This window comes from Streptomyces sp. NPDC054866 (assembly GCF_053610745.1).
In genome coordinates this window covers 1-21,711 of record NZ_JBSGZA010000017.1, presented here as the reverse complement: position 1 = coordinate 21,711, position 21,711 = coordinate 1, and the positions used below count along the sequence as shown (strand labels likewise).

Sequence of the window (21,711 nt, the reverse complement as noted above, 5' to 3'; positions counted from 1 at the left end):
CAGACGGCACGGACGATCGCTTCGTTCAGCAGTCTGCGTACGTCTTCACCCAGTAATTCCGGATGGTCGGTGACCGTTTGGTCGACCTCTCCGCGGTTTTCGCTGACGAAGACCCGCTGAAGGAGCGCGAGTTCCGGCGCTCAGTTCTCCTCGTACCCTTCATCGCCTAGCACGCCTCGTGCTCGCTCTCTGCACCACGGATGCGATATTCGCCGACCGAGTGGGTGAGTTGGTAGGTGACCGTCCACAACGTGCACGTCTCATCCGGATTCGGCATGGGGCCGTAGCCGGGGCTTTGTGTGCTTCGGAAGGTCAGCGTGGCCAGCGTCCTGGTGTCGTCCCCCTCGGGATCGCTGCTCTCGTCGCTCCCGCCGGTTTGGATGCTCCGGATGACGACATCTGCGTCCGTGCTGGTGGACACGGCCTCGACGAACCGCTGCACCACCCCGGGCTTGGACGCGTCCACACCCGAAGCCGGGTCGTACACCGAGAGCGCCCGCGCATAGTCGCGTTCGTTGATGCCCGAGAAGTAGGTGTCGAACATCGTCGCCACCGCAGTCGCGCGGGGATCGTCAGCCACCTGGCCGATGTCGACGACACCCACGACGGCCGGTGCGGGAGGGGTGGCCGTGTCGGGCGATGCCGTCACCGGTTCTTCCTCGACGCCCTCGTCGGCGTCATCGGGCTGCGCGCGTTCCGATGCCGAATCCGGCACGAGAGTTCCCGCCGCCGGGGACTGCTCCGGCCTGGCTGACTGGGCGACCGTGGCTGTCACCAGCCCGCCCAGCGCCAGCACGGCCACCACACAAGGCGTCGCGGGCACGGCGACGCCCCAGGTCAGCGGATTGCTTTCGGGTACGTCGGCGTTGGCCTTCCGCAACCGGGCGATACGACGCTGGAGATCCGGGTGAGTCTCCAGGAGGTCCCGCCACCAGCGCCCGGTGGTCCCGGCTCCGGCGATGGACGACTCCTGTGCCCAACGGCCGCCCTGGGACAGCCGGGTCGGCGAGTGGTCCAGCCGGTCCAGCGCCTCGCAAAGGTGTTCCGGTTCGTCGATGATGCGCGCCGCCGTGGCGTCGGCCAGCCATTCACGCTGCCTCATGAAGGCGAGATGGGTGAGGTAGGCGATGCCGAACCAGACGATCAAGAGCAGAAAGAGGGAAATCCTGAAGCAGAACAAGGTGATCCTGACACTCAGCCACCAGGGCCACCAGACCATGTTGGTTTCATGGTCATCGACACTGTCGACCACCGTCTTCCCCACGGAGAAACCGATTTCTATGAGGGCAACGCAGGCAATGGCCAGATACAGCACCCATCCCATCACTGCGGTCGAGAACGCGACGACCCGCGTATCGCCGTTCGCGATGTGCGCGATCTCGTGGGCGGTGATTGCTTCGAGTTCCCTGTCGGGGAGTTCGTCGAGGGTCCCCGACGTGTATTGGATGTACGAGTGATCAGGTGTTCCCCTGGAGCCGGCGTTGAGGCAGCCGTCTTCGATCACGGACACCCGGGGCGGCGCGATGCCGGCTCGGTCGGCCAGTCGGCCGACCAACTCCTGTACGGCGGGCAGCCGCTCGTGCTCCTCTATCGGAACCTTCATGTTTGGCGTACTCCCAAGGCGCCACCACAGGGCAAACGAGCAGGTGGTGAAGCTGAGGAGGACCACGAACACGGCGACCGCGGAATGTGCGACGGCACCGATAACGACCGCGACCAACACGCCGTTGAGCACCGCCGACGCGGCGATGGCTCCGGTCCACCACCGGTTCCGCAGGGCTTGGTTCTCGAGGAGTGCGCGAACCTGGCAGGCGGCGTCACTGTTGTCTGCTGCAACCATGGAGCATCACCGCCACGCCCTGCGCCCGACCGGGTCGGACGAACGCACCCAGTGTCCCACCTGAGGCCCCCATTCAGGAGCCCTTGGAACGCAGGCGAAAAAGCATGCAGCCAGATTCAAAAGACGACAGAAAGAGGCAAATTGCAGAAGAAATCCAATTCTTCCGCCGGGCAATCTCACCGCACGATCCGGTTACGCATGCGGCAGGCGCCCCTGCACCAGCACCAGCCCAACGACCCCTCCTGCTCCGACACCCAGGATCGACGTACTGGGTGACCCCGCGTCACTTGGCCGGTGACGACGGCATTCTCGCCGAGCGGAACCACGACACTTGACCGCCCTCGGCTGGCGCACGTGGCCGACCTCCCGCAACACCCTGCTGTACGTCCGGACGAGCTGTATGGTGCCGAGTGGGTCCTCGCGGCACACCCATTCGAGTTGGACGGACTGCCGGTGGCCTGGCAGCTGGGCACCTGCCCGCATGCCGCCTCCGCGATGACGGCATGGACTGCGTACCCCGCCGGTGTCCCGTGCGAGGCGCGGACGTCGCTAGAGTCCATCGGCCTTCGCTGCGGCGGTGCACTCGGCCGGTATCGCCACCTTCCGAGTCTCGAAAACACCCGAGCTGTCGGGCGTCTCCTGCTGAGCCTGCGCCTCCTCGCGGGCCTGCCGGATCTCCGCTGTGAGCTTGTCGCAGTCCACGGTCAGGGCCGGGCTGGCGAGGAGCCTCGGAGGTCATGCCCAGGCCCAGAACCAGACGGTCGGTGAGCCGAGCCCTGCGGACGTATGTCTCAGGGGGGGACCGGCACGCTGATGCTCAACCTCTTCCTGTCCCCACAGATCTCCCGCTTCCTGCCCTTCTTGGCGGGCGATGCGCTTCTCGGCATCGACTCCGACACGGATACCCGAATCGATCGCCGTCGCTCTGACCAGGACACAGGACGCGCTCGTCTTCAGCGGCTACACCGCATTCGTTCTGGTCGTCGGAACCGTCCCGCTGCACCGGCGCGGCACCAACTGCGTACGTGTGTCGCTCAGCTCGCACACCAGCCTGACCTGCCCTTGCCCGGTCAGGTGGCCACTGCGGCGGCAGCCGCCCGTTATCCAGCGAGTACCTCACTTACCGGCCTTCATATAGCTGACGACTTCACAGGACGCTCCCTGCGGAGGAGGCTGTCTGTTGAGCGGTCCGGCGTCTTCGGGGTATGAACGGCCCCGTGAGCCGGGCCCGGCCAACCGTCGCGGCGGCCCTGGCTACCTGCTCGATCGAGGGGGGCGCCATGGCTTGGCCGGGCGACGGCAGAGCGGCTCGAAGGCACCGCAGCGCAACCGCCTATCAGGATGATCCACTGCAATTCCTGGCGGCAGAGTTCGAAGGTACCCAGGATGTGTGGCGCTCGGCGTCTGGCCGGCTCTGCGTGGCGAGCCCGCAGGTGGCCCGTGACGTGCTGGGCAATCGGCAGGGCGCGTTCAAGGAAACCTCGGACTTCTTCCACACCCGCACCGGGGTCTTCGGCCCCAGAACAGCCCAAGTCGAAATCGGGCGTGCGGCACGTGATCTGATCGGACGCCACCTGGATGCCCGCCGCGCGGACCTGCCCCGCCTGGTCGGCACGCGGCTTGCACCCACCAGCACCTGGCCGGATGCGGGCAACCTGCTGATCCACGAGCACCTGCAGGACGTGCTCCTACGCCCGGACGCTCCCGCAGAACTCCACGCAGTGGTCGATGGCATCATCGCCCGCGCGGTACTGGCCGGCGCGCGAGAGCGCCATGCGGTCCTGTCCCGGCTGCGATTCCGCCGCAGGGCGATGCACCTCCTGATCCAGAACATCGAGGCACGCCGCAGCGCTGGTCTCCTCGAACCCCACGATCTGCTGGACGTTGCCATCATCGGCGCCGGGCTGTCGGCGGACTCCCGCCAGGTAGCCGAGGTCTACCTGTCGTTCCTGTTCGCCACGGTCGGCTCGATCGGCTTCGCCCTCGGCTGGTCGGTCTATCTCGCCGGTACGCACCCGTCCACCAGCGGCGACGAACCAGCCTGGATCGTCCGGGAGGCGCTGCGACTGTGGCCGGTGGCCTGGTTGTTCGCCCGCACGACGAACCGTACACACGAACTGTCCGGCGTCACGGCCGGCCCGCACGACGAGGTGAACGTGTGCCTGTACCTCGTACACCGCCATCCTCAGCACTGGGAGCGCCCGAACGAGTTCATACCGCGTCGCTGGGCCGCGCCGCCTCGCGATCCGGCCTACATGCCGTTCGGGTTCGGCCCGCACGCCTGCGCCGGGGCGACCGTGACGATGACGCTCCTTCAGGACCTGATCCGCGTCATCACCCGCAACTGGCAACTCTCGATCAGCGCGAGCGACGGCGGCCCCCAGGTGGGGCCCGCGCTGGCTCCGCCTCGTTTCACCGCGGAGCTGCACCAGCGAGCCGTCGGCCAAGAGAGGAGGTGAATGACATGAGGAAGCTCATACGCACGGCCAAATCGGTCCTCAACATCCGGTCCGGTTACGGCGGGGTCCACTTCTGGTACGTCTACCACCACATCTGATCGGAATCGGTGTGGGCGGCCCCCGACCGGCGGCCGCCCACACCGGCCGTGAGAGGCAGTGCCATGACCACACCACATCACGGCGAGGACTTCCTGCACGATCTACGGCTGCGCAGCGCGGCCGAGGGCGGCGTCTTCTGGCTGGACGACGATCTGCTCGCCGTGTTCGAACCGGACGCGGCACGCCTGGTGAGCCGTGCGAACTGGAACGGCCTGGTCATGACCGACCGACTCGTCGACATGATCCGGCACCGCCACAGCACAGAGGTCCCGTGGACCCGCATACGCACCGCCTGGCTCACCCAACTGCACACACTCACCACCGGCGCGCACACCGCCGAAATGATCACACGGATGGAACGGATCATCGACGCCCGGCTCGGCGACGACATCGACCTCGTCCTGCTCGCCCAGGACATCGCCGTGCAGTCCATCCTGCCGGTCGCGCTGTCCGGCCTCACCGCCCGCGAATCAGCCCGCATCACACAGGACTTGCATCAGAAACTGCTACGCCTCATCGATCGGCACCCCGGCCGCGGACTGCGCCATCACGCACGCTTCGCCGCCGTTCAGATCCGTGCCGGCCTCGTCGTACGAAGGGTCCTGCGCGACCGCGCCTCGGGCCGCCGCGCCCGCGAACTGGACCTCACCGACCCCATCGTCGACATGCTCCCCGAACTCGGCATGGACCGCGCGCTCGACGTCGTCACCACCGTGCTCACCGCGATCGGCGGACCGCCCGGCTCCGCGGCCGCGAGCGTACTCTACGAATTCGTCCGCAACCCGCAGTGGGCACAGCAACTCACCCTCGAACTACAAAGCGTGGACCCGGTCGTGTTCTGCACCGCCCCGAGCAAGGCAGCACCGGTCACCCACCGGTTCGTCAAGGAAGTCCTGCGCATGTGGAGCCCCCCGCTCCTGCTGGTGCGCCGTGCACAGGTCTCGTCCGACCTCGGCGCCACCCGGCTGGAGAAGGGACAGAGCTACCTGGTCAGCCCGCACATGATCCACCGCGATCACCGGCTCTGGAAGCAGGCCGACACCTTCGACCCCGACCGCTTCCTGCCCGCCGCACCGCACGGCCCAGCCGACCGGACGTGCTACGTACCGTTCGGCTGGGCACCGAAGAAATGCATAGGCGCAGACATCGGCACCACCCAACTGATGGCACTGTGCTACCTGATGTGCACCCGCTACCACCTCACCGTCCCCAACGCCGACACCATCACCATGGACTGCCGCTTCGCCCCAGTACCGCAACACTTCCGGGGTCACCTCACCCGGGCGTAACCGTGGCGGGCGAAGTCATGCAGCAACCGCGCTGTACATACTTCTGTATCGGTATCACCACTCAGAACTCCCACGGCCGGTTCCAAGATCGGGCCTGTCAATTTAACGGTGTAACTGGGTTGTTTGATCGGTCAGTTGTGGGCTGTCGAGAGGCGTCCATCGAAGGCGATGTCGAATGCCTGGAGGGCTCGCTTCCAACGGCTGGTCCACCGTTTGCGGCCCTTCCCTGTGGGGTCCAGGGACATCACCGCGAGGTAGACGCACTTCAGTGCGGCGGCCTCGGAGGGGAAGTGGCCGCGAGCCCGGACCGCCCGGCGGATGCGTGCGTTCACGCTCTCAATCGCGTTGGTGGTGCAGACGATCCGACGTATCTCGGCGTCGAACTGCAAGAACGGTACGAACTCGGCCCAGGCGTTCTCCCAAAGCCGCACGATCGCAGGGTATTTGTCGCCCCAGACTTCAGAGGTCGTTTCATCCTGTTGTTTCATCCCGAGATGTGGCTTTGGTGTGTGCTAGTGCGGGGTTGCGCCAGGAGGTGGTGTTCTCGCCGGTGAGGCGGCGGGCCATGAGGTCGGTCATGGCCAGGTGGATCATGGCTTCGGAACGGGCCGGGAGGGTCTCGTAGTCGCGGGCCAGGCGGCGGTGCAGCATCAGCCAGCCATAGGTCCGCTCGACCGCCCAGCGTTTCGTGATCGGGGTGAATCCCCTGGCCCCGGGGGGACGTTGGACGATTTCGAGGTCGATGCCGAGGCTGGCGGCGTGCTCGATGAAGTGTTTGCGGTAGCCGCCGTCGACCCAGACCTTGCGCAGGCCGGGATGGTCAGCGGCCGCATGCTCCAGGAGAGTGCGGCCGGCGGTGGAGTCCTGGACGCCGGCCGCGGCGACCAGCACCGCCAGCAGCAGACCGAGGGTGTCGGTGATGATGCTGCGTTTGCGGCCGACGATCTTCTTGCCCGCGTCGATGCCCTGACTCCGGGCGGGGACACTGGTGGAGGTCTTGACGCTCTGCGCGTCGATCACGCAGGCCGACGGGTGCTTGTCGCGGCCTTCCTGTGCTCGTTCCAACTCCCGCAGCAGCCCGTTGAGCTGGGCGAAGATGCCATCCTTCTGCCAGTGGGCGAAGTATCCGTAGACCGACTGCCAGGGCGGGAAGTCGTGCGGGAGATAGGCCCACTGGCAGCCGGTGCGGTCCACATACAGGATCGCGTTCATGATCTCTCGCAGATCGTGCCGGGGTGGCCTGCCGAAGTCCAGGGCCCGGCCGCGGCGCTCGAACCGCCACGCGGACAGCACCGGCTCGATCAACTCCCACCGGGCATCGGACAGATCACTGGGATATCCACGACGTTCCGTCATGACTCGGGGATACCGCGGAGTGGGGCGTGCGCCCAGGCGTGTGTCCGGCCTCGCCGAAGCACGGCCCAGACCAGGGCGTCCTTGGATGAGACAGGCGCAAGACGCCCCCTGCCTCAGACGCCACACCATCTGGCCCGGCGTGCACAGCCAGACCGACAGCCCCACAAGCACCAAACTCCCGCCTTACACAAACAAGGCGATATCACCGCACTGCAGAGGAAAATGACCTCTGATGCTGCACCGCCGCCTGGCCCGCGACTACGAGACCCTCCCGGCCCGTTCCGAAGCCATGATCCACCTGGCCATGACCGGCCTCATGGCCTGCCGCCTCACCGGCGAGAACACCACCTCCTGGCGCAACCCCTCACTAGCACACACCAAAGCCACATCTCGGGATGAAACAACAGGATGAAACGACCTCTTAACCGCGCCGGGCTGCAAGACCGGCGGCCGCGGAGTCTGCTGTGAGCGGGAGGCGGTTGCGCGGCACACCTCCTTTCCATCCCGAAAGGCAGGTGTCACGCTCGACTGGCACGGCAAGGCAACCTGGCACGGGGGGACTTGGTGAGGACGGATCTCTCGGGAAACGGGGACGAGATGGCTCTGACGGTGCGCGAAGTGGTGCACGACGTTGTCTGCGACGCAGCACCAGATGAGACACCGATCCTCGACGCGCTGGCGGAAGTAGGAGACGAGCGTGTGGTGCGGCGCATGAAGCGGCGTCGCAGGGAGCAGCTGGGCTTCGGCGTCTCGGAGATGGCGCCCATTGTGACCGCGGTGGTGTGGATTGCGGTGCATGAGTTCTGCCGTGCGGCTGCTGATTCCAGCGTGATGACGCTACGGGCCCGGGCTGCGGCAGCTGTGCGCAGGCTGCTGCGCCGGCCTTCGCCTGAGCTCACCGTGCCGCCGCTGTCCCCCGAGCAGTTGCAGGCCCTGCACGGCCGGGTCATCAGGGATGCCGTCTCCTCCGGAATGGAGGCGGCAGCGGCGGAGCAGCTCGCCGACCGGGTGGTGGCTCGCCTGGTCCTGGAGGAACAGCCAAGGGATGCGGAGGAGCCTGAGCTGCAGTGACCGGTTCGCCGCGCGGCAAAGCCGGACGATTCCGCGAGCCTGCCAACCCCAGGGCTGTGCCGTCGGGCACAACCCTGCGCTTCCTCTTGCTTGTTCTCGCCATGATCATCGCGAGCGTCGGGATGCTCCAGACGACGCTCGAGACCCTGGCTCCTTCGCTGAGCAACGGCTATATCGATTGGGACTGCCTGTATGCACGCGGCCTGGACCCCCATGCACCTTTGGGGTCCAATCTCCACAATTTCAGAAGGCACAACTGGAACGCGTGCATGAGAGCTAACAGCTACGGACCCGGTCTGATGGGCACAGCAGGCATGGCCGTTCTGGCACTTGCGCTGTATTGGGTCCTACCCCGTTGGCGGAGCAGGCGCGGTGGACTGGTGGTCATAGGAGAACAATGGGACCCGAACGGTGAGATCAGGGCGGAACTGAGCACCTGTGTGCAAAAAGCCAGGGTGACGCCGCCGCGTTTCTTGGTGGACGCCGCGGCCACCGATGCCAGCGCGGTCGTCTTCGGGCGCACGAAGCACCACACCGTCTGCCTGCATGCGGGGCTCCTGGCGATACGGCAATCGGCACCAGACCGCTTCCGGGCCGTGGTGCTTCATGAGCTGGCACACATTCGAAACCGGGACGTGGACATCGGGTACGCAGTTGTGGCGTTGTGGCGCGTATTCGTCATCATGGTCTTGGTTCCGTCCCTGCTGATACAGGCAGCCGTTGTCGTCAACGGCGTCACCCATATCTGGCCTGCACTCGGCGGTAGTGACCTGCTGCCCAGCACGCTGCCCATCAACACCCGAGCCTTGATCCAGACCTTCTTCCTGTTGTTCCTCCTCACGCTGGCGCGGGCGGACACGCTGCGCCACCGGGAACTGCAGGCCGATGCGGACGCCATCGCCGCGGGTGCAGACCCAAACGCTTGGAGCATCGAAGCCCCGGCGGAGCGTTCAGTGGTGCTCAGGTCTCTCCGTGAACTCTGGTACCCACATCCGTCCTGGCGTCAACGGCGGCGCGCATTACAGCACTCCGATGCCCTGTACTCCCTGGCCGCCCTGCAGATGTTTTTGATTGGTTGCGCCGCGCCAGTCCTCACAGGCACTCTCAGAACCTATTCGAGCACAAACACGTATACATGGGTGGCGGCAGCACCCGCAGCGTTAATCATCTCCCTTTCCGTGTGGCGCTCGCTCCTTCACGCCCAAGCCGAGGGCCGGCCAGAACCCACGGGGATCAGATCGGGACTCTGGCTTGGGCTGGGCCTGGCGGCAGGTGAGTTGATATCCCAGGTGTATAACTTCTGGGTGTGGATGCCCGAACACCCCGAATTTCTCCTCCTGTTGCCCCTTGCACCCGCCGCGTATGCGGCATGGACAGCGCAGTGCGCGTCCCTGGTGGTGCGATGCGGGATAAGCGTCCGATGGACGCTCTGGCCATCCGTAGCAGCTTCGTGCTTACTGGCAGGAGGGGGGCTCATATGGTGGAATTCGTTCGGCTCTCTTGCGCTGACCGGCAACATATGGGAAGCGATAGGTTCCAAGCAGGCTATCCAGCAGCTGTTCCCGGGCTCATGGAGCGATTACTCAACCGAGCTGGACCTGTTCGCCCCAGCCTTCTGGTACCTGGTGACCCTGGGAGGCCAGCCGGGGCCTGCGGGAGCCGCGCTCGCGCTATGGGCCATCCCTCTCCTTTTGTGGCTTTGGCCGCAGACGGCACGAAGATTGAGTGACTCGAGCAGCAGGAGCGCCGGCAGAGAAACGAACGCAGTCTCTCCTGCTGAATTTGGTGTTGTACATGCGGTCAAGGCTGGGCTCGCAGGTGCAGCCGGCTGCTGGCTCGCCGTGGCCGGTCTCATGGCCTGGGCGCACACCTCCAGGCCCGCAAGCGGAAAGCGGGACCTTGCCTTCCTCTTCGTTTACAACGGATGGCTGACCGCCGCCATTTGGGCCGTCACTCTCATTCTCGCCGCTTCGGTAGCAGTGACGGCCCGCCGGTTACCGCTGGTGCAAGCAGTCATCGCGGGCGGCCTCGCCCAGACCTTGGCCGTCCTCGGATTCTTCGCAGCCAGCTCTGCCGATGGCTGCCTGGGCCCCTTTAACGTCGTCTATGACTCCTGCAGCTGGCGGCCAAGAGCAGCTCTTGAGCTGGCCAAGTGGCTCTCGCTCACGGTCCTCCCGGCCCTGTATGGCTCCGCGATCGCTGCGGCTGCCGTGCTCGTGCTCGCCGAGTCGGTGCGGCGTGCTCGCCCGGGCTGCACGCGTCCGGGACCCGACACGCTCCGCGACGCCACGCCTGGCTTCTACTCGCGCAGGCGCAGGCATCTCTGGCGTGCGGGAGCGGCAGGTCTGCTGAGCACCGCTGTCGTTGTCCCGCTGTGGTCCACCAGCCTGTTGCACAGCGGGGCGAATGACGTGAGCTGGTCGGTGCCGGAACAATCAGCACCGGCCAATGCCCGTGACCGCGCACGCCAGGCCGGAGCGTGGTGGAACGACCCCAGCGGAGGAATTCATCTCTACTACGTGTCATCCGACTACAACGAGTACACAGAGAAGTTCGATACCTTCATACGCGGCAACCCCAAGGAACTCTGGACCCTCGATGCTCCCAAGCTGCGACCCGTCTGCCGATCCCTGACAAGGCACGCACGCCAGGCCCAGCGTGGCCTCCCATTCCCAGATCCCGCGCTGCAGAAATCCTGGAGCGCAGCATTGAAGTTCACCGTTCGGGCCGGTCAGAACTGCCTCAAAGTGTTGGACCACCCCACACTCGACGATGAGCCGGTGCTAGACCTACTCACTGATGGAACAAACAAAACCAACAAGATCTACAGCCGCATCATGGCGAGAGTGGAAGAAGCAGACCGGTACTGGCCCGGAACGCTCTGACAGTTTGACGGGCCACTTCCCCCGTTCCGGTTGGGGAGTTCTCGTGTGCCAGGCGGCTGTTCGCCCCGATGGCGCTACCGGTAGTTCGTTAAATCCGGCGGTAGAGGTCAATGCCGTGTCCGGTGGTGACCGCGTCGATCAAGTCCTGGAGCTCGGAGGGTGGATCCTTCTCTGTCCAGGCTCGCCACCATCGACTGAGGGTGACTGCGGGGTCGAGCCATGAACGGATCGCCCGTCGGTCCACACCGTGGTCACTGTGACGATGCCGTTGTCGGTTTTGCCCAGGCGGCCCAGCCACTGCCGGCCCACGTTGGCGGTGGCCGTACCGTCGGTAGCGGGGCGGTGGCGCACTTTCAGGGGCTGGGGTGTGCGGGCTGCGTTCCCGTTACTCGACTGATCTGTCCGATCCGGAATGGGAGATCCTCTGTCCACTGGTTCCGGCGGTCAAGCCCGGTGGTCGGCCGGCGATACACATGCGGCGGGAGATTCTGAACGCGTTGGCGTACTGGCTGCGGGCCGGCTGTGCCTGGAGATTGTTGCCGCATGACCTGCCGCCGTGGCAGACCGTCTATCACTACTGGCGGCGATGGCAGCAAGAAGGTGTGTGGGAGCGGCTGTTGACGGCTCTGCGCGAACGCGAGCGGGTGCAGCTCGGCCGTGATGCCACTCCTAGCGCGGCCATAGTGGACAGTCAGAGCGTGAGGGCCAGTGAACGCGGTGGCCTGCACGGGTACGACGGCGGCAAGAAGGTCAACGGCATCAAGCGCCACCTGCTCGTCGATACCTGCGGCACCGTCCTGGCCGCTTGCGTGAGCCCGGCAAGCGTCGGCGATCGTGATGGCGCCGCGGTGCTGTTCTCCCAGGCTGCCGGTGTCTTTCCGCGCCTTCGGCTCGTGTGGGCGGACCAGGGGTACCGCGGTGCCGACTTCCATGCCTGGGCCCGGGAAACCACCGGCATCACCGTGCAGGTCGTGCAGCGCCGCGACGGAGGATTCCGCTCGACCTGGGCGAAGGCAGGGACACCGCCTCCGGCCGTGCCCCTCTTCGCAGTGGTCCCGCGACGTTGGGTGGTAGAACGGACCATCGCCTGGCTGGGACGGTGCCGCCGCCTGTCGAAGGACTACGAGTACCTGAGCGTGTGTTCAGAGAACGCCATCTACCTCACCATGGCCATGCTCCTCGTGCGGCGCCTCGCAAGACCAGCCCGCTGACCGGCTTTTCAGACGCCCTCTAGGCCGCGCGGGATTCGCACTCCTCCACAAACGGGTTCTATTGACGTGACTGAACGTCACCAGACGACAGGCAGGATGCTGTTGGCGATCTTGCAGTGACCTCGTGGAACCGCGCCGCTACGCCTTGTGCGGCGTGCTGGTTCGGCAGCCCGGAGCTTGCCCACAGGCGGTCCTCGGCCAGCGCCCTTGCTGCGGGGCCGTCGACGGCTCACCAGCGCTTCCTGGAATGCGACTGCGGCCCCGCCGCAGATCGCCAACAACATCCAGGCAGTGGACCAGAGCCCGCTCAAACCTCCACAGCCAGTCAGGCTGAATCCGGTCACCTCGCTCAGTTGGGGCGCGGTGTCGTCGATGGAGACGACAGTGCTCCCGCACTCGACGCGGAAGCCGCAGTGGAGGGTGGGGTACGTCGATTACCAATTCGGCTCACGGCCAGGTCCGGTCCAGGTCAGGGAATTGCTGCGAAAGCCGCCCCGGAGGACGTCCGCCCGTCCCTGATCCTTGCATCGTGCTCGCTCGAGCAGAGATGCGGGTCGATCGGATCGCCGACGACCTGGTAGGCGATGTGGAGGCGCCGGTGTACGAGGAGTTCGCCGCGGCGGCAGGGCCGCCGTCCACCCGGGTGGCGTGCCGCCTCCAGGTGCGCCGGCAGAGGCGTGGGGGGACGATGGAAGGGCGGTCGCTGTCGGAGGTACGGTCAGTCGGGGGAGCCCGTCAATGCCTTCGGTGCCCCGCCCCTCGACTTCTCCCACTTCCAAATTTCACATTGCCGTCGACGTCGGTCGCACCGACCCGAGGCCCGAGCTGGGTTACCTCGGGCAGCCTCAAGGACGAGGCCGGTCCTAGCCCGTCGAGGACCCGGAGTCCCTGATCTGGGGCGCACGGGAGGTGAGAAGGCATGTCACTCGAGTTCTACACCGAGGCCGTGGACGACAGCGGCAGCGCTGCGGGCCAGCTGTCCCTGGCGGTTGACGAAACGAACACTCCCTGGATCGCCTACGCGACGACCGGTGGCTCCGTGGTGTTGGCCAGGCGGGAGAAAGAAGGATGGATCAGGCAGGTGCTGTCGGCGGAGGCGGAGGCGGAGGCGGCACATGACGCATACCGCATCGGGCTGGCGATCTCGTCCTACCCGAGCCTGAATCCGCATGTCGCCTACCAGAGCAAGGAGACCGATCACCTCATCTACAGGGTACGCAGCACCGAGTGGACTTTCGAGAAGGTCCCCACGCAGGGAGGTATCTTGACCGGCCCGGTCCGATTCCTCTCGCTGCGGCTGAATCCCGGCCTCGTCGTCGCGGCGAACAAGGACACCCCGGACCTCTCCTACCAGTCCGGGTTCTCCCTCTGGCATGCCGCGAAGGCTCCTCCGTCGATGGGGCAGCCTCCGCGGTGGAAAAAGAACGTGCATGAGGTCGACAAAGGAGGCCTCGTCGAAAAGGGGTGGTTCTCCACGTCGGCCTTCACCCGCGATGGGCTCTATCGCATCGCGTACTTCGATGACCTGGCGCCCGCCGGACAGGCAGTGCGCCGACTGCGGGTGGCCCGGCTCGCGGGAGGGGCCGGCACGGGCCAGCCGGAACAGTCGCAGGTGGGGGTCCTGCACGGTGGTCAGATCCTCGGTTCGCGGCCTTCCATGACTTTTGCGGACTCCGGAGAGGGGCTCGTCTCCTACTACGAACGGAACGAGCGCGCGGTCCGCTTCTGCATCTTCGGCGGCACCCTCGAGCAACCGCCCACGACGCAAGTCTTGAGCGATGGCGTGGAAAGCGAAGAGGAAGCGTACTCGGCCTGCGGTATCGGTGAGCACCCTCCGATCTATGTGGTCTACGGCGCCGGAGGTCAGCTGAAACTCGCTGAGGGAGACGGCGCCACTTTCGCCATCAGCGACATCGAGGCCGGCGGGGCGTGGAGCGACCTTGTGCTCGACCGTGAGGGGACCGTACACGTGGCGCACATGAATGGCAGCGAGGTCCGGTACGGCGCGGCGGCACCGTGAGGGCCTCCGACAGCCGGAAGGAAGTGGGTGAGGAACGATGGCAGCGCCGGTCTATCTCATCGTGCGCAGCGCGGACTTCGTCGTCCTGGCCGTGGAGTGGAACGGGTTCGAGCTGCGAACGGACGGGCACTCGCAGGCGCCACGGCTGGTGGCCACCGGAGCCGACCCCAACCTGACGCTCACCTTCCCCCCTCAGGCGATCCTTGAGCAGACGACAGCCTCCGAGTTCCACACGGCAGGTCTCGTATTCAGCGACTCACGGCTGTCCAAACCCAGTCGGCTCGTCTTCCGGGTCGGCTCGGGGACAGTGATCGAGTTGAGCGCGCAGGGCATCCTCGACGTCCTCGCCCGCGACGGGCAGGCGCACGTCGATGGCCAGTCGTCGGGGATCGAGCTGCCCTGGGGGATCGACGCACTCCCCCTGGCCCGGCACGCGAGCGCTCTCGTCCGGTCGGACCACATGCCGCACCCCGTGCCCTCGGTACGGTCTGGTGCCGTGGGCCTGTGGGCCGCCCCGCTGCTCGCGAGCGACGCGGACCAGTCGGACGCGCTCCTCTCGTACCGACCAACGGGGTACCGGGAGGCCGTCGGTATCCCGGAAGGAGCACAGTTCCAGTCGCCGCCGCTGAAGAACTGGCGGGACGAAATCGTGAGTTGGAGCCAGCACGCGCAACCGGACGTCACCCGGCTGGAACTGACCGCCCTGGGCGGAGCCCTTTCGGCGAAGGCGAAGTGGCCCTCATCCTCCTGGACCCACGACATGGCGCTCGGCCGAGACAACGTGGCGGACGCCACCGCGAAAGGAAAGCTCTGGCCGTTCGGCATCCCATGTGTGTACCAGGACTTCACTCGTAGGTCGTTCCTGCGCGTGTACGGCGGGGACGCGGTCCGCTGTGTCGCGGCCCTGCGCAAGCGCAGGGTCCTCGTGATCCCGCACCCGCTCGTCACGGGGCTCCGCACACCGACCTTCCCGTTCGACGAGGCGGAGGTTTTGGAGCAGGTCGTCGACCTCTCCGGCACAACGACCCCGGACTCCCCGGTGAACTTCCTTCCCGGGGGTGCCCCCTCGCCGGTGAAGTTCCCCGTGCGTTGCCGCTCCGACGGGACCACGGTGAGGTTCGACATCCCTCTGGTCTTCGTCGCAGACACGGAAGCGGGCCCCTCGCAGACGGTACTCAACACCTGGCGCCCGCACGCCAAGGTGGAGATCCCCGGCGTCGACATCGACCTGATCGGAGCGGACGGGAAACCCGGAGACGTCCAGGAGGTCCATTCCCTGACGTTCTCCGGCACGACGGCGGGTCCCGAGTACCACCCGGACCTCGCCGGGTTCGGGGTCGTCCTGGCCTCGCTGCGTACGCTGCTTCCCGGCGTAGGGGGGCACGACCTGCCGCGGCCCATGGCCTATGCCGACGAGATGCGCACCGGTTCCACGGGGGCGCACCTCCCCGCAGTACCTCTGGTTTTCGACGCGTCGTCCAAGGTCCCGGTCAGTTTCACGGCCAATGCCGATCGCTCGGGCGGACTGGTGGCGCCCAAGTTTCTCGCCGACGGGATTTCCCGCGAGCTGGGCCCCGTGACCACGAGCATCATCCGGGAGGGCGCCGACCTGTCGGCGGCGATCGAGAGTGCCTTCAGCGGGGCGACGCTGTTCGGTCTCCCACTGACCTCACTGATCGACACCGCCGGGAGTCCCAAACCGACTCCGCCACAGATCGTGCAACGGCGGGTGGGAATGGAGATCCACTCGGAGATGGCGTGGAAGGGGCTCCGGCTGAAGGCATACAAGACCTTCCAGCCTAGAGAGACCGGGCCGCCCCCGGCCCTCGACCTGTTCGTCGGCACCCGGCCCCCTGCCACCGAGGCACTGCCGGGCGCAGCCCAGCCGCCCCCTCCGACCTGCGCCCTCAAGGACTTCGCCCTGGTGCTGCCTCCCCCGTCGTCCGCACAGGCGTCGGCCCCACGGCTGCTGACGCTCTCGTTCGCCTCGGTCGCGTTCAACCAACGCCCGGGCCAGCCGGCGGACCTCGTCCTCAACAAACCAGAGATCGCCTTCCATGGTGCGCTGAAGCTGCTCCAGACATTGCAGAACGAGCTGAAGGCGATCCTCGGCGACAAGGTCACCAGCAGGGTCTCCACCACCGGGATCACCATCGGGTACGAGGTCGCGCTGCCCAAGGCCGCGGCCGGCATGTTCGTCCTGCAGAACATCGCCGCGCGACTGGCGGTGACGGTTCCGTACACGGAGAAGCCGGTGACCGTGGTGCTCGGTTTCGCGAGCCGGGAGCATCCCTTCGGCCTCTCGGTCACCGGCTTCAGCGGCGGCGGATACGTCTGCGTGGAGATCGCTGGGGACGCGGAGCCGAAGGTGGAGATCTGCATGGAATTCGGTGCCATGCTCTCCGTCGACTTCGTGGTCGCGAAAGCCGAGGTCCACGCTCTGGGCGGAGTGCGGTTCCTCCGTCGGAGTAACGGCACCCTGGAACTGGAGGCGTTCATACGCATCGGCGGAAGCGTGCAGCTCCTCGGCCTGGTGACCGTCTCGATCGAGCTGCGCGTCTCCCTGATCTTTGAGGACACCCCGCCGCGGCTGGTCGGCCGCGCGACCCTCGTCATCGAGCTCGACCTCACGCTGTACTCGGGGTCCGTGACGGTCGACAGCGGAAAGTTTGAACTCCTGGGCGGCGACTCCTCCACACGTGCGCCCGAGACCCCCGCAGAGGCCAGGGCGCGCGAGGCGACGGCGTTCGCGGCCTGGGAGGAGTACAGAAGGGCGTTCGCATCATGAGCGAATTGCTGTGGATACCCGTACCCGGCGGCTTCGTGCACGGCAAACCGCTGCTGCGAGTCCTCGTCGTGCCGAGGCTCGACGGCGGTTCGCTGGCGCAGCACGGCATGGCGGCCTGGCCGCCGACGGCCCTCACGACCGGCACGGTGCGCGCTGAACTGTTCCGGCCGGACACCGGAGCGTCCGCCGCGCCGGACGCAGTGCGCAACCTCACCCCTGTCGTGCCGTTCGAGCAAGGTGTCTGGAAGCGGGTGGTCGCCGGACTCGCCGTTGAGGACGCCGCCGTGCGGCAGGACGCGGTGGACACCGACCACCTGGTCGTGTCGGCCACCTCCGAACAAGCGGCAGCGGTGGCCCAGGCGTTCCGCACCGCGGCGAAGGCCGAGGTGACCCCGGAATTGGGGCCGCAGTCGCAGGACTTCGCACAGCGCGTACGGGACGTCCTGAGCAGTACGTACTGGCTGCGCCCTGAACAGCCGCTCGCGGCACCGGAGGCGAAGACGGAGGCGCAGTCCCCGCCCAGCAGGCCGGGATTCCACCGGGCCCTGTCACTGCTGCGGGAGCATCCGGCCGTTCTGCGGGCGTTGGGACTGCTCCTCGAGCTGACACTCGCTCCGGCCGACGTCACCCATTACGCCGGAGGGTCGGTGCGTGTGGTGTGGCCCGGCAAGCCTGCTCCCCTGCCGGTGATCGTGTCGCCGCGCACGAAGTTCGGCGCCGACTTCCGTCCCGGCTCGACGTCCCGGATCAGCGGCGGCATGGTGGCGCTGGACCGGACCGACGACGAAGGCGTGCCGCTCTGGCAGGTCGTGACCGTGGACGTGGACGTCGCGGTCCAGCGGCTGCGCGAGGCGGCTCGCGCCGAAGTCGCCCGCCCGTCGGAGCCCTCGACACTGCCGGCCCTGCGCTCCAACGGCCTGCAGCTCGTGCTGCGGGGCCGTGGCGAGGAGATGCGCGAACGGCTGAGCAGAGCGGCCACCCGGCGCGGAGCGCTGCCGGACGTTCTCACCGCGGATGATCTGGTCCTCGGTTACCGGATCGACGTCTGCCCGACGCTCGGCGGCGCCGACTGGTTCTCACTCCACCGGCGCCGTGCCACCTACACGATCCAGCAGCCGCTCGCCGAAGGCCTGCCGGCGGGCGATCCTCTCGTGATCGGAGTGCCGGACGGACCGGAGGAAGGACACACCAAGACCAATGCCGCGATCAGCGACTGGACGGGGCTGCACGCGGACGAGATCATGGCAGGCTGGCGGGGCGGGAGTCTCGCGGTGCCCAGACCGCCCCTCGACGGGTCACCGCCGGCGACGCCGCCCACCGATCCGGGCCTCGACCTTGGCACGTCCTTCCGTGTCGAGCCGGGGTCGCTGCCGCCGCTGCGCTTTGGACGCCACTACACGTTGCGGGCGCGCGTGGCCGACCTGGCGGGCGGAGGACTCGAACTCGGCGACGTGGTAGCCGACCAGCACAGTACGCAGCCGGAGATATACGCCCGCCACGAACCGCTGCCGTCGCCCGTCGTCGCGTACCCCGTGACGACCGACCTCCGCGGCGTTCCGCCCGGCGAGGCCGCGGAGCACGTGGTGATCCGCAGCGACCCCATGACAGGGCTGGACGTGGCGGCGTACTCCGGGAACAACGGCTACCCGCTCAACGACAAGCGGCTGCTCCGGCCGCCGGACGGCACGCTGGACCTCGCCGAACAGCACGGCATGTTCGACCTCGACGGCGATCCGGCCGTGGCGACCCACGTTACCTGGCAGTGGGTCCGGCGTGCGCTCTTCGCTGCGACCTCGGAGGCGACCTCGGACGAGGCCTTCGAGGCGGCCGAACAGCCCCGCCTGCCGGATCCGGCGGCCGGCGGGATCGTCGTGACGCGTAGCGACACGAACCCTCCGACGATCCTGACGCGGGCCTGGGCAGACCTGGAAGCGTGGCCCGACCTGCCGGCGAAGACCCTCCACTTGACCACCCCGAAGTCGGGGAGTCCCCTCGTCGCGTGGGAGGCGGAACGGCTTGTCGCCCGCCTGGAGCCGGGACGGCAACTCGCCCTGGACCTTTCGACGTTCCCGCGGGAGGGCATCACCGACAACTTCGCCCTGCACCTGGCCGATCCGCCGGAGAACTCCTCGAAGGCGTTCGGCCTCGGACGTCATCCCCTGGCCACCCCGGCACGGCGCGTCACTCTCGTACACGCCGTGCAGCATCCGCTGCGCGTGCCCGAGACGACCCTGACTGTGACGCGAGCCGCCGACTCCACCTTCGCCGAGTTCAAGCCGCAGTCCGACGTCTTCGACCCGAAGAGCACCGCGGAGCTGCACGTCACCGCCCGGTGGGAGGACCACGTGGACGCCCAGCGCCAGGAGGCGACCGACGTCCCCGTCCAGACGCTCACGATCGATCCATCCGGCCCGGCGCGGCCGACGACGCTCTTCCGCCACGAGTTCGGAGACACCCGCCACCGCACCGTGACGTACACCCTCAAGGCAATCAGCCGGTTCCGGGAGTACTTTCGTAATCCCGAGCTGGTCGACGAGTTCACCGTGGCCAAGGAGTTGGTCTCGGTGAAAGTGCCCAGTTCCGCACGTCCAGAACCGCCGGTGGTCGCCTCCGCCCGGCCCGCGTTCCTCTGGCGGCAGTCGGGAGACCTCGACGCCCCGTCCCACACCCTCACGCGGGAACGCTCGGCGGGCCGCATCCGAGTGGCCCTGCGACCGCCGTGGCACAGCTCCGGTGCCGGAGAACTGCTCGCGGTGGTGACGCGCCCGGAGGGCGCGAACCTGGACGACAACCTCTCGGCCTACGTCTCGGAGGCGGGCAGCGACCCCCTCTACCCCACCCTGGGCCTGCCCGCCGGCTCACCGTTCGCGCCGCAGGTCTCCAGCGCGATGGGACCGGACGCGCGCCTGCGGCTGCCGGAGGCGGGTGCCGAGGTCATCGGCAAACCGCACCAACCGGAATATCACGAGGACGAAGGACTCTGGTCGTGCGACGTGGCCCTGACCGGGGTGGACGGGCGATCGCTCCACAGCGTGCTGGTGAGCCTCGCCGTAGCCCGCTACCAGCCGAACAGTCTGGCCGGCCTCTCCCTGTCACCGGTGATCAGAACGGACACCGTGCCCCTGTTGCCCGACCGGACCGTCCGTGTGACGCGCCTCGCTGATCGGTTCCGAGTCACGCTCACGGGAACGGTGACACAGGCATCCGCCGTGAACAAGGTCGACATGGTTCTGGAGCGCTGCCTCGCGCCGAGTGGCGTGACGCCGGGCCAGGTGGATCTCGTCGGATTCGGCACCGCCGCCACCGGTGTCCCGGCCTGGCACCGCGTGGATCTGCGGAGTCCCTCCCCAAAGAAGGTCGGTCTGTCCCGTGAGAGGGAATGGACGTCCGAGTTCGTCCCGCCGACGGGTCCAGAGGCGCTCCGCGTACGTATCCGTGAGGTCGAGCTCATCCCCAACGGCCCGTCGCAGCAGGGCACCTCACTGAATTCAGGTACCCCTGACGAGATCAAGGAGCGAATCGTTTTCACCGATACCGTCATGCTTCCCGGAATCTAAGCGGGCCCGTCTCCACTAAGTCTGTGGCACACAGGCCCCGTTCAGCACCGGAACGACGGAACCTCATGAAACGGCACGTCACTACGGAGGACCTCATGAACGCCTACAACGGCTCGATTCTGTGGCCGAACGGAAGCGCGTACTTCTTCCGCAGCTCCGACTACTACAAGTTCGACATCGCAGCGAACAAGGTCCCCACCGGCTACCCGAAGCAGACCGCGACGTATTGGCCCGGCCTGGGCGACGCCTCCATACACGGCGCGATCGTCTGGCCCGCCGGCGGCAAGGCGTACTTCTTCGACCGCGACGACTACTACAGCTACGACATCGCCGCGGACAAGGTCGATGACGAGTACCCCAGGCCGACGGCCCTCAACTGGCCCGGGGTGCTCGGCGGCTTCCAGGATCACCGCATCGACGCCGCCGTACTCTGGCCCAACGGAAGCGTCTACTTCTTCCAGGACGACAGGTACTACCGGGTGAATGCCGCCACCAAAAAGGTCGACGCTGGCTACCCCAAGAAGATCAAGGACTACTGGCCCGGCCTGTGGACAACCGGGCAGAATCTGAGGGGAGGGTTCGTGTGGCCCGAAAAGGTCGAGGGCCGTCAGGTGGCCTATTTCTTCCTGAGCGCCGCCTACATGAGGTACGACATCGAGAACGACAAGGTGGACGATGGATATCCGAAGCCACTGGCAGGAAACTGGCTGGGATTGTGATCTGGTCCACGTCATCAAACCTGCACCACTCAGGCAAGGACTGAACTGCTGTGAAGACTCCAAGTGATCAGGGACAGCAGGGGGGACCCATCGGAGTGATGCGCGACGGAACCACAGATTTCTGGGCCGTCTGGTGCCCTCAGGAGGAATGCTTCGTCGGGCAAATCTGGTACTACGAAAGCGAGGCTCAACAGGACGCGGCGCAACACAACGCTGGCTTCGATCCACGGCACACCGCAAAGGCGTACCACGTCACCCACGAATCGAAGACCTGACCACGCCCCGACATGGCAGGTTTCCGCCTGCCCGGTGCGCCGGCCCCTAACGACCTCGTGCACAGTAAGCCGTGGCTTGGTGCCCGGGCGGCTCGTTGAACTGTTCATGATGGGGGTCGGGGCACGTGAGTTGATCGTTGCG

The 21,711-nt window shown here is 66.8% G+C and carries 11 protein-coding genes and 2 pseudogenes; 10 read left to right on the top strand and 3 right to left on the bottom strand.

What is annotated here, in order from left to right; genetic code table 11:
- Positions 1-166: 166 nt before the first annotated feature.
- The gene (locus ACWGI2_RS41265) at positions 167-1,840 is read right to left on the bottom strand and encodes a M48 family metalloprotease (protein ID WP_453701167.1); all 1,674 of its coding nucleotides are present in this window, start codon (positions 1,838-1,840) and stop codon (positions 167-169) included.
- Positions 1,841-3,057: 1,217 nt separating this feature from the next.
- Between ACWGI2_RS41265 and ACWGI2_RS41260 the strand changes: the two genes are divergently transcribed.
- Together ACWGI2_RS41260 and ACWGI2_RS41255 are read left to right on the top strand one after the other, a co-directional pair.
- Positions 3,058-4,299 carry a cytochrome P450 gene (locus ACWGI2_RS41260; protein WP_453701166.1) on the top strand — a complete coding sequence of 414 codons (1,242 nt, stop codon included), beginning with the start codon at positions 3,058-3,060 and terminating at the stop codon, positions 4,297-4,299.
- A 161-nt stretch (positions 4,300-4,460) separates the two neighbouring features.
- Positions 4,461-5,687, top strand: coding sequence for a cytochrome P450 (locus tag ACWGI2_RS41255; RefSeq protein WP_453701165.1), 1,227 nt, complete (start codon positions 4,461-4,463; stop codon positions 5,685-5,687).
- A gap of 131 nt (positions 5,688-5,818) precedes the next feature.
- On the opposite strand, the pseudogene ACWGI2_RS41250 reads toward ACWGI2_RS41255, so the two are convergent.
- Together ACWGI2_RS41250 and ACWGI2_RS41245 are read right to left on the bottom strand one after the other, a co-directional pair.
- Positions 5,819-6,148, bottom strand: a pseudogene (locus ACWGI2_RS41250) (transposase); the annotation flags it as partial.
- A 10-nt stretch (positions 6,149-6,158) separates the two neighbouring features.
- On the bottom strand, positions 6,159-7,043 hold the full coding sequence (locus tag ACWGI2_RS41245; RefSeq protein WP_453701163.1) for an IS5 family transposase: 885 nt from the start codon (positions 7,041-7,043) through the stop codon (positions 6,159-6,161).
- A gap of 229 nt (positions 7,044-7,272) precedes the next feature.
- Here ACWGI2_RS41245 and ACWGI2_RS41240 point away from each other — a divergent pair.
- The 8 genes and pseudogenes from ACWGI2_RS41240 to ACWGI2_RS41205 all read left to right on the top strand — a co-directional run.
- Positions 7,273-7,455: pseudogene (locus tag ACWGI2_RS41240) on the top strand (hypothetical protein); the annotation flags it as partial.
- A gap of 185 nt (positions 7,456-7,640) precedes the next feature.
- Positions 7,641-8,114, top strand: coding sequence for a hypothetical protein (locus ACWGI2_RS41235; RefSeq protein WP_453701162.1), 474 nt, complete (start codon positions 7,641-7,643; stop codon positions 8,112-8,114).
- Complete coding sequence (locus ACWGI2_RS41230) at positions 8,111-10,999, top strand: M48 family metalloprotease (RefSeq protein WP_453701161.1); 2,889 nt, start codon at positions 8,111-8,113, stop codon at positions 10,997-10,999. Before ACWGI2_RS41235 ends, ACWGI2_RS41230 begins: the two co-directional genes overlap by 4 nt.
- 365 nt (positions 11,000-11,364) lie before the next feature.
- Positions 11,365-12,210 carry an IS5 family transposase gene (locus ACWGI2_RS41225; RefSeq protein ID WP_453701159.1) on the top strand — a complete coding sequence of 282 codons (846 nt, stop codon included), beginning with the start codon at positions 11,365-11,367 and terminating at the stop codon, positions 12,208-12,210.
- 919 nt (positions 12,211-13,129) lie between these two features.
- Entirely contained in the window at positions 13,130-14,230 is a 1,101-nt protein-coding gene (locus ACWGI2_RS41220; protein WP_453701158.1) for a hypothetical protein, read from the top strand.
- Positions 14,231-14,267: 37 nt separating this feature from the next.
- A complete protein-coding gene (locus ACWGI2_RS41215; protein WP_453701156.1) occupies positions 14,268-17,018 on the top strand; it encodes a hypothetical protein in 2,751 nt (916 codons plus the stop codon).
- Positions 17,015-20,575, top strand: coding sequence for a hypothetical protein (locus ACWGI2_RS41210; protein WP_453701154.1), 3,561 nt, complete (start codon positions 17,015-17,017; stop codon positions 20,573-20,575). Before ACWGI2_RS41215 ends, ACWGI2_RS41210 begins: the two co-directional genes overlap by 4 nt.
- A 95-nt stretch (positions 20,576-20,670) precedes the next feature.
- Entirely contained in the window at positions 20,671-21,294 is a 624-nt protein-coding gene (locus tag ACWGI2_RS41205; RefSeq protein ID WP_453701152.1) for a hemopexin repeat-containing protein, read from the top strand.
- Positions 21,295-21,711: the final 417 nt, after the last annotated feature.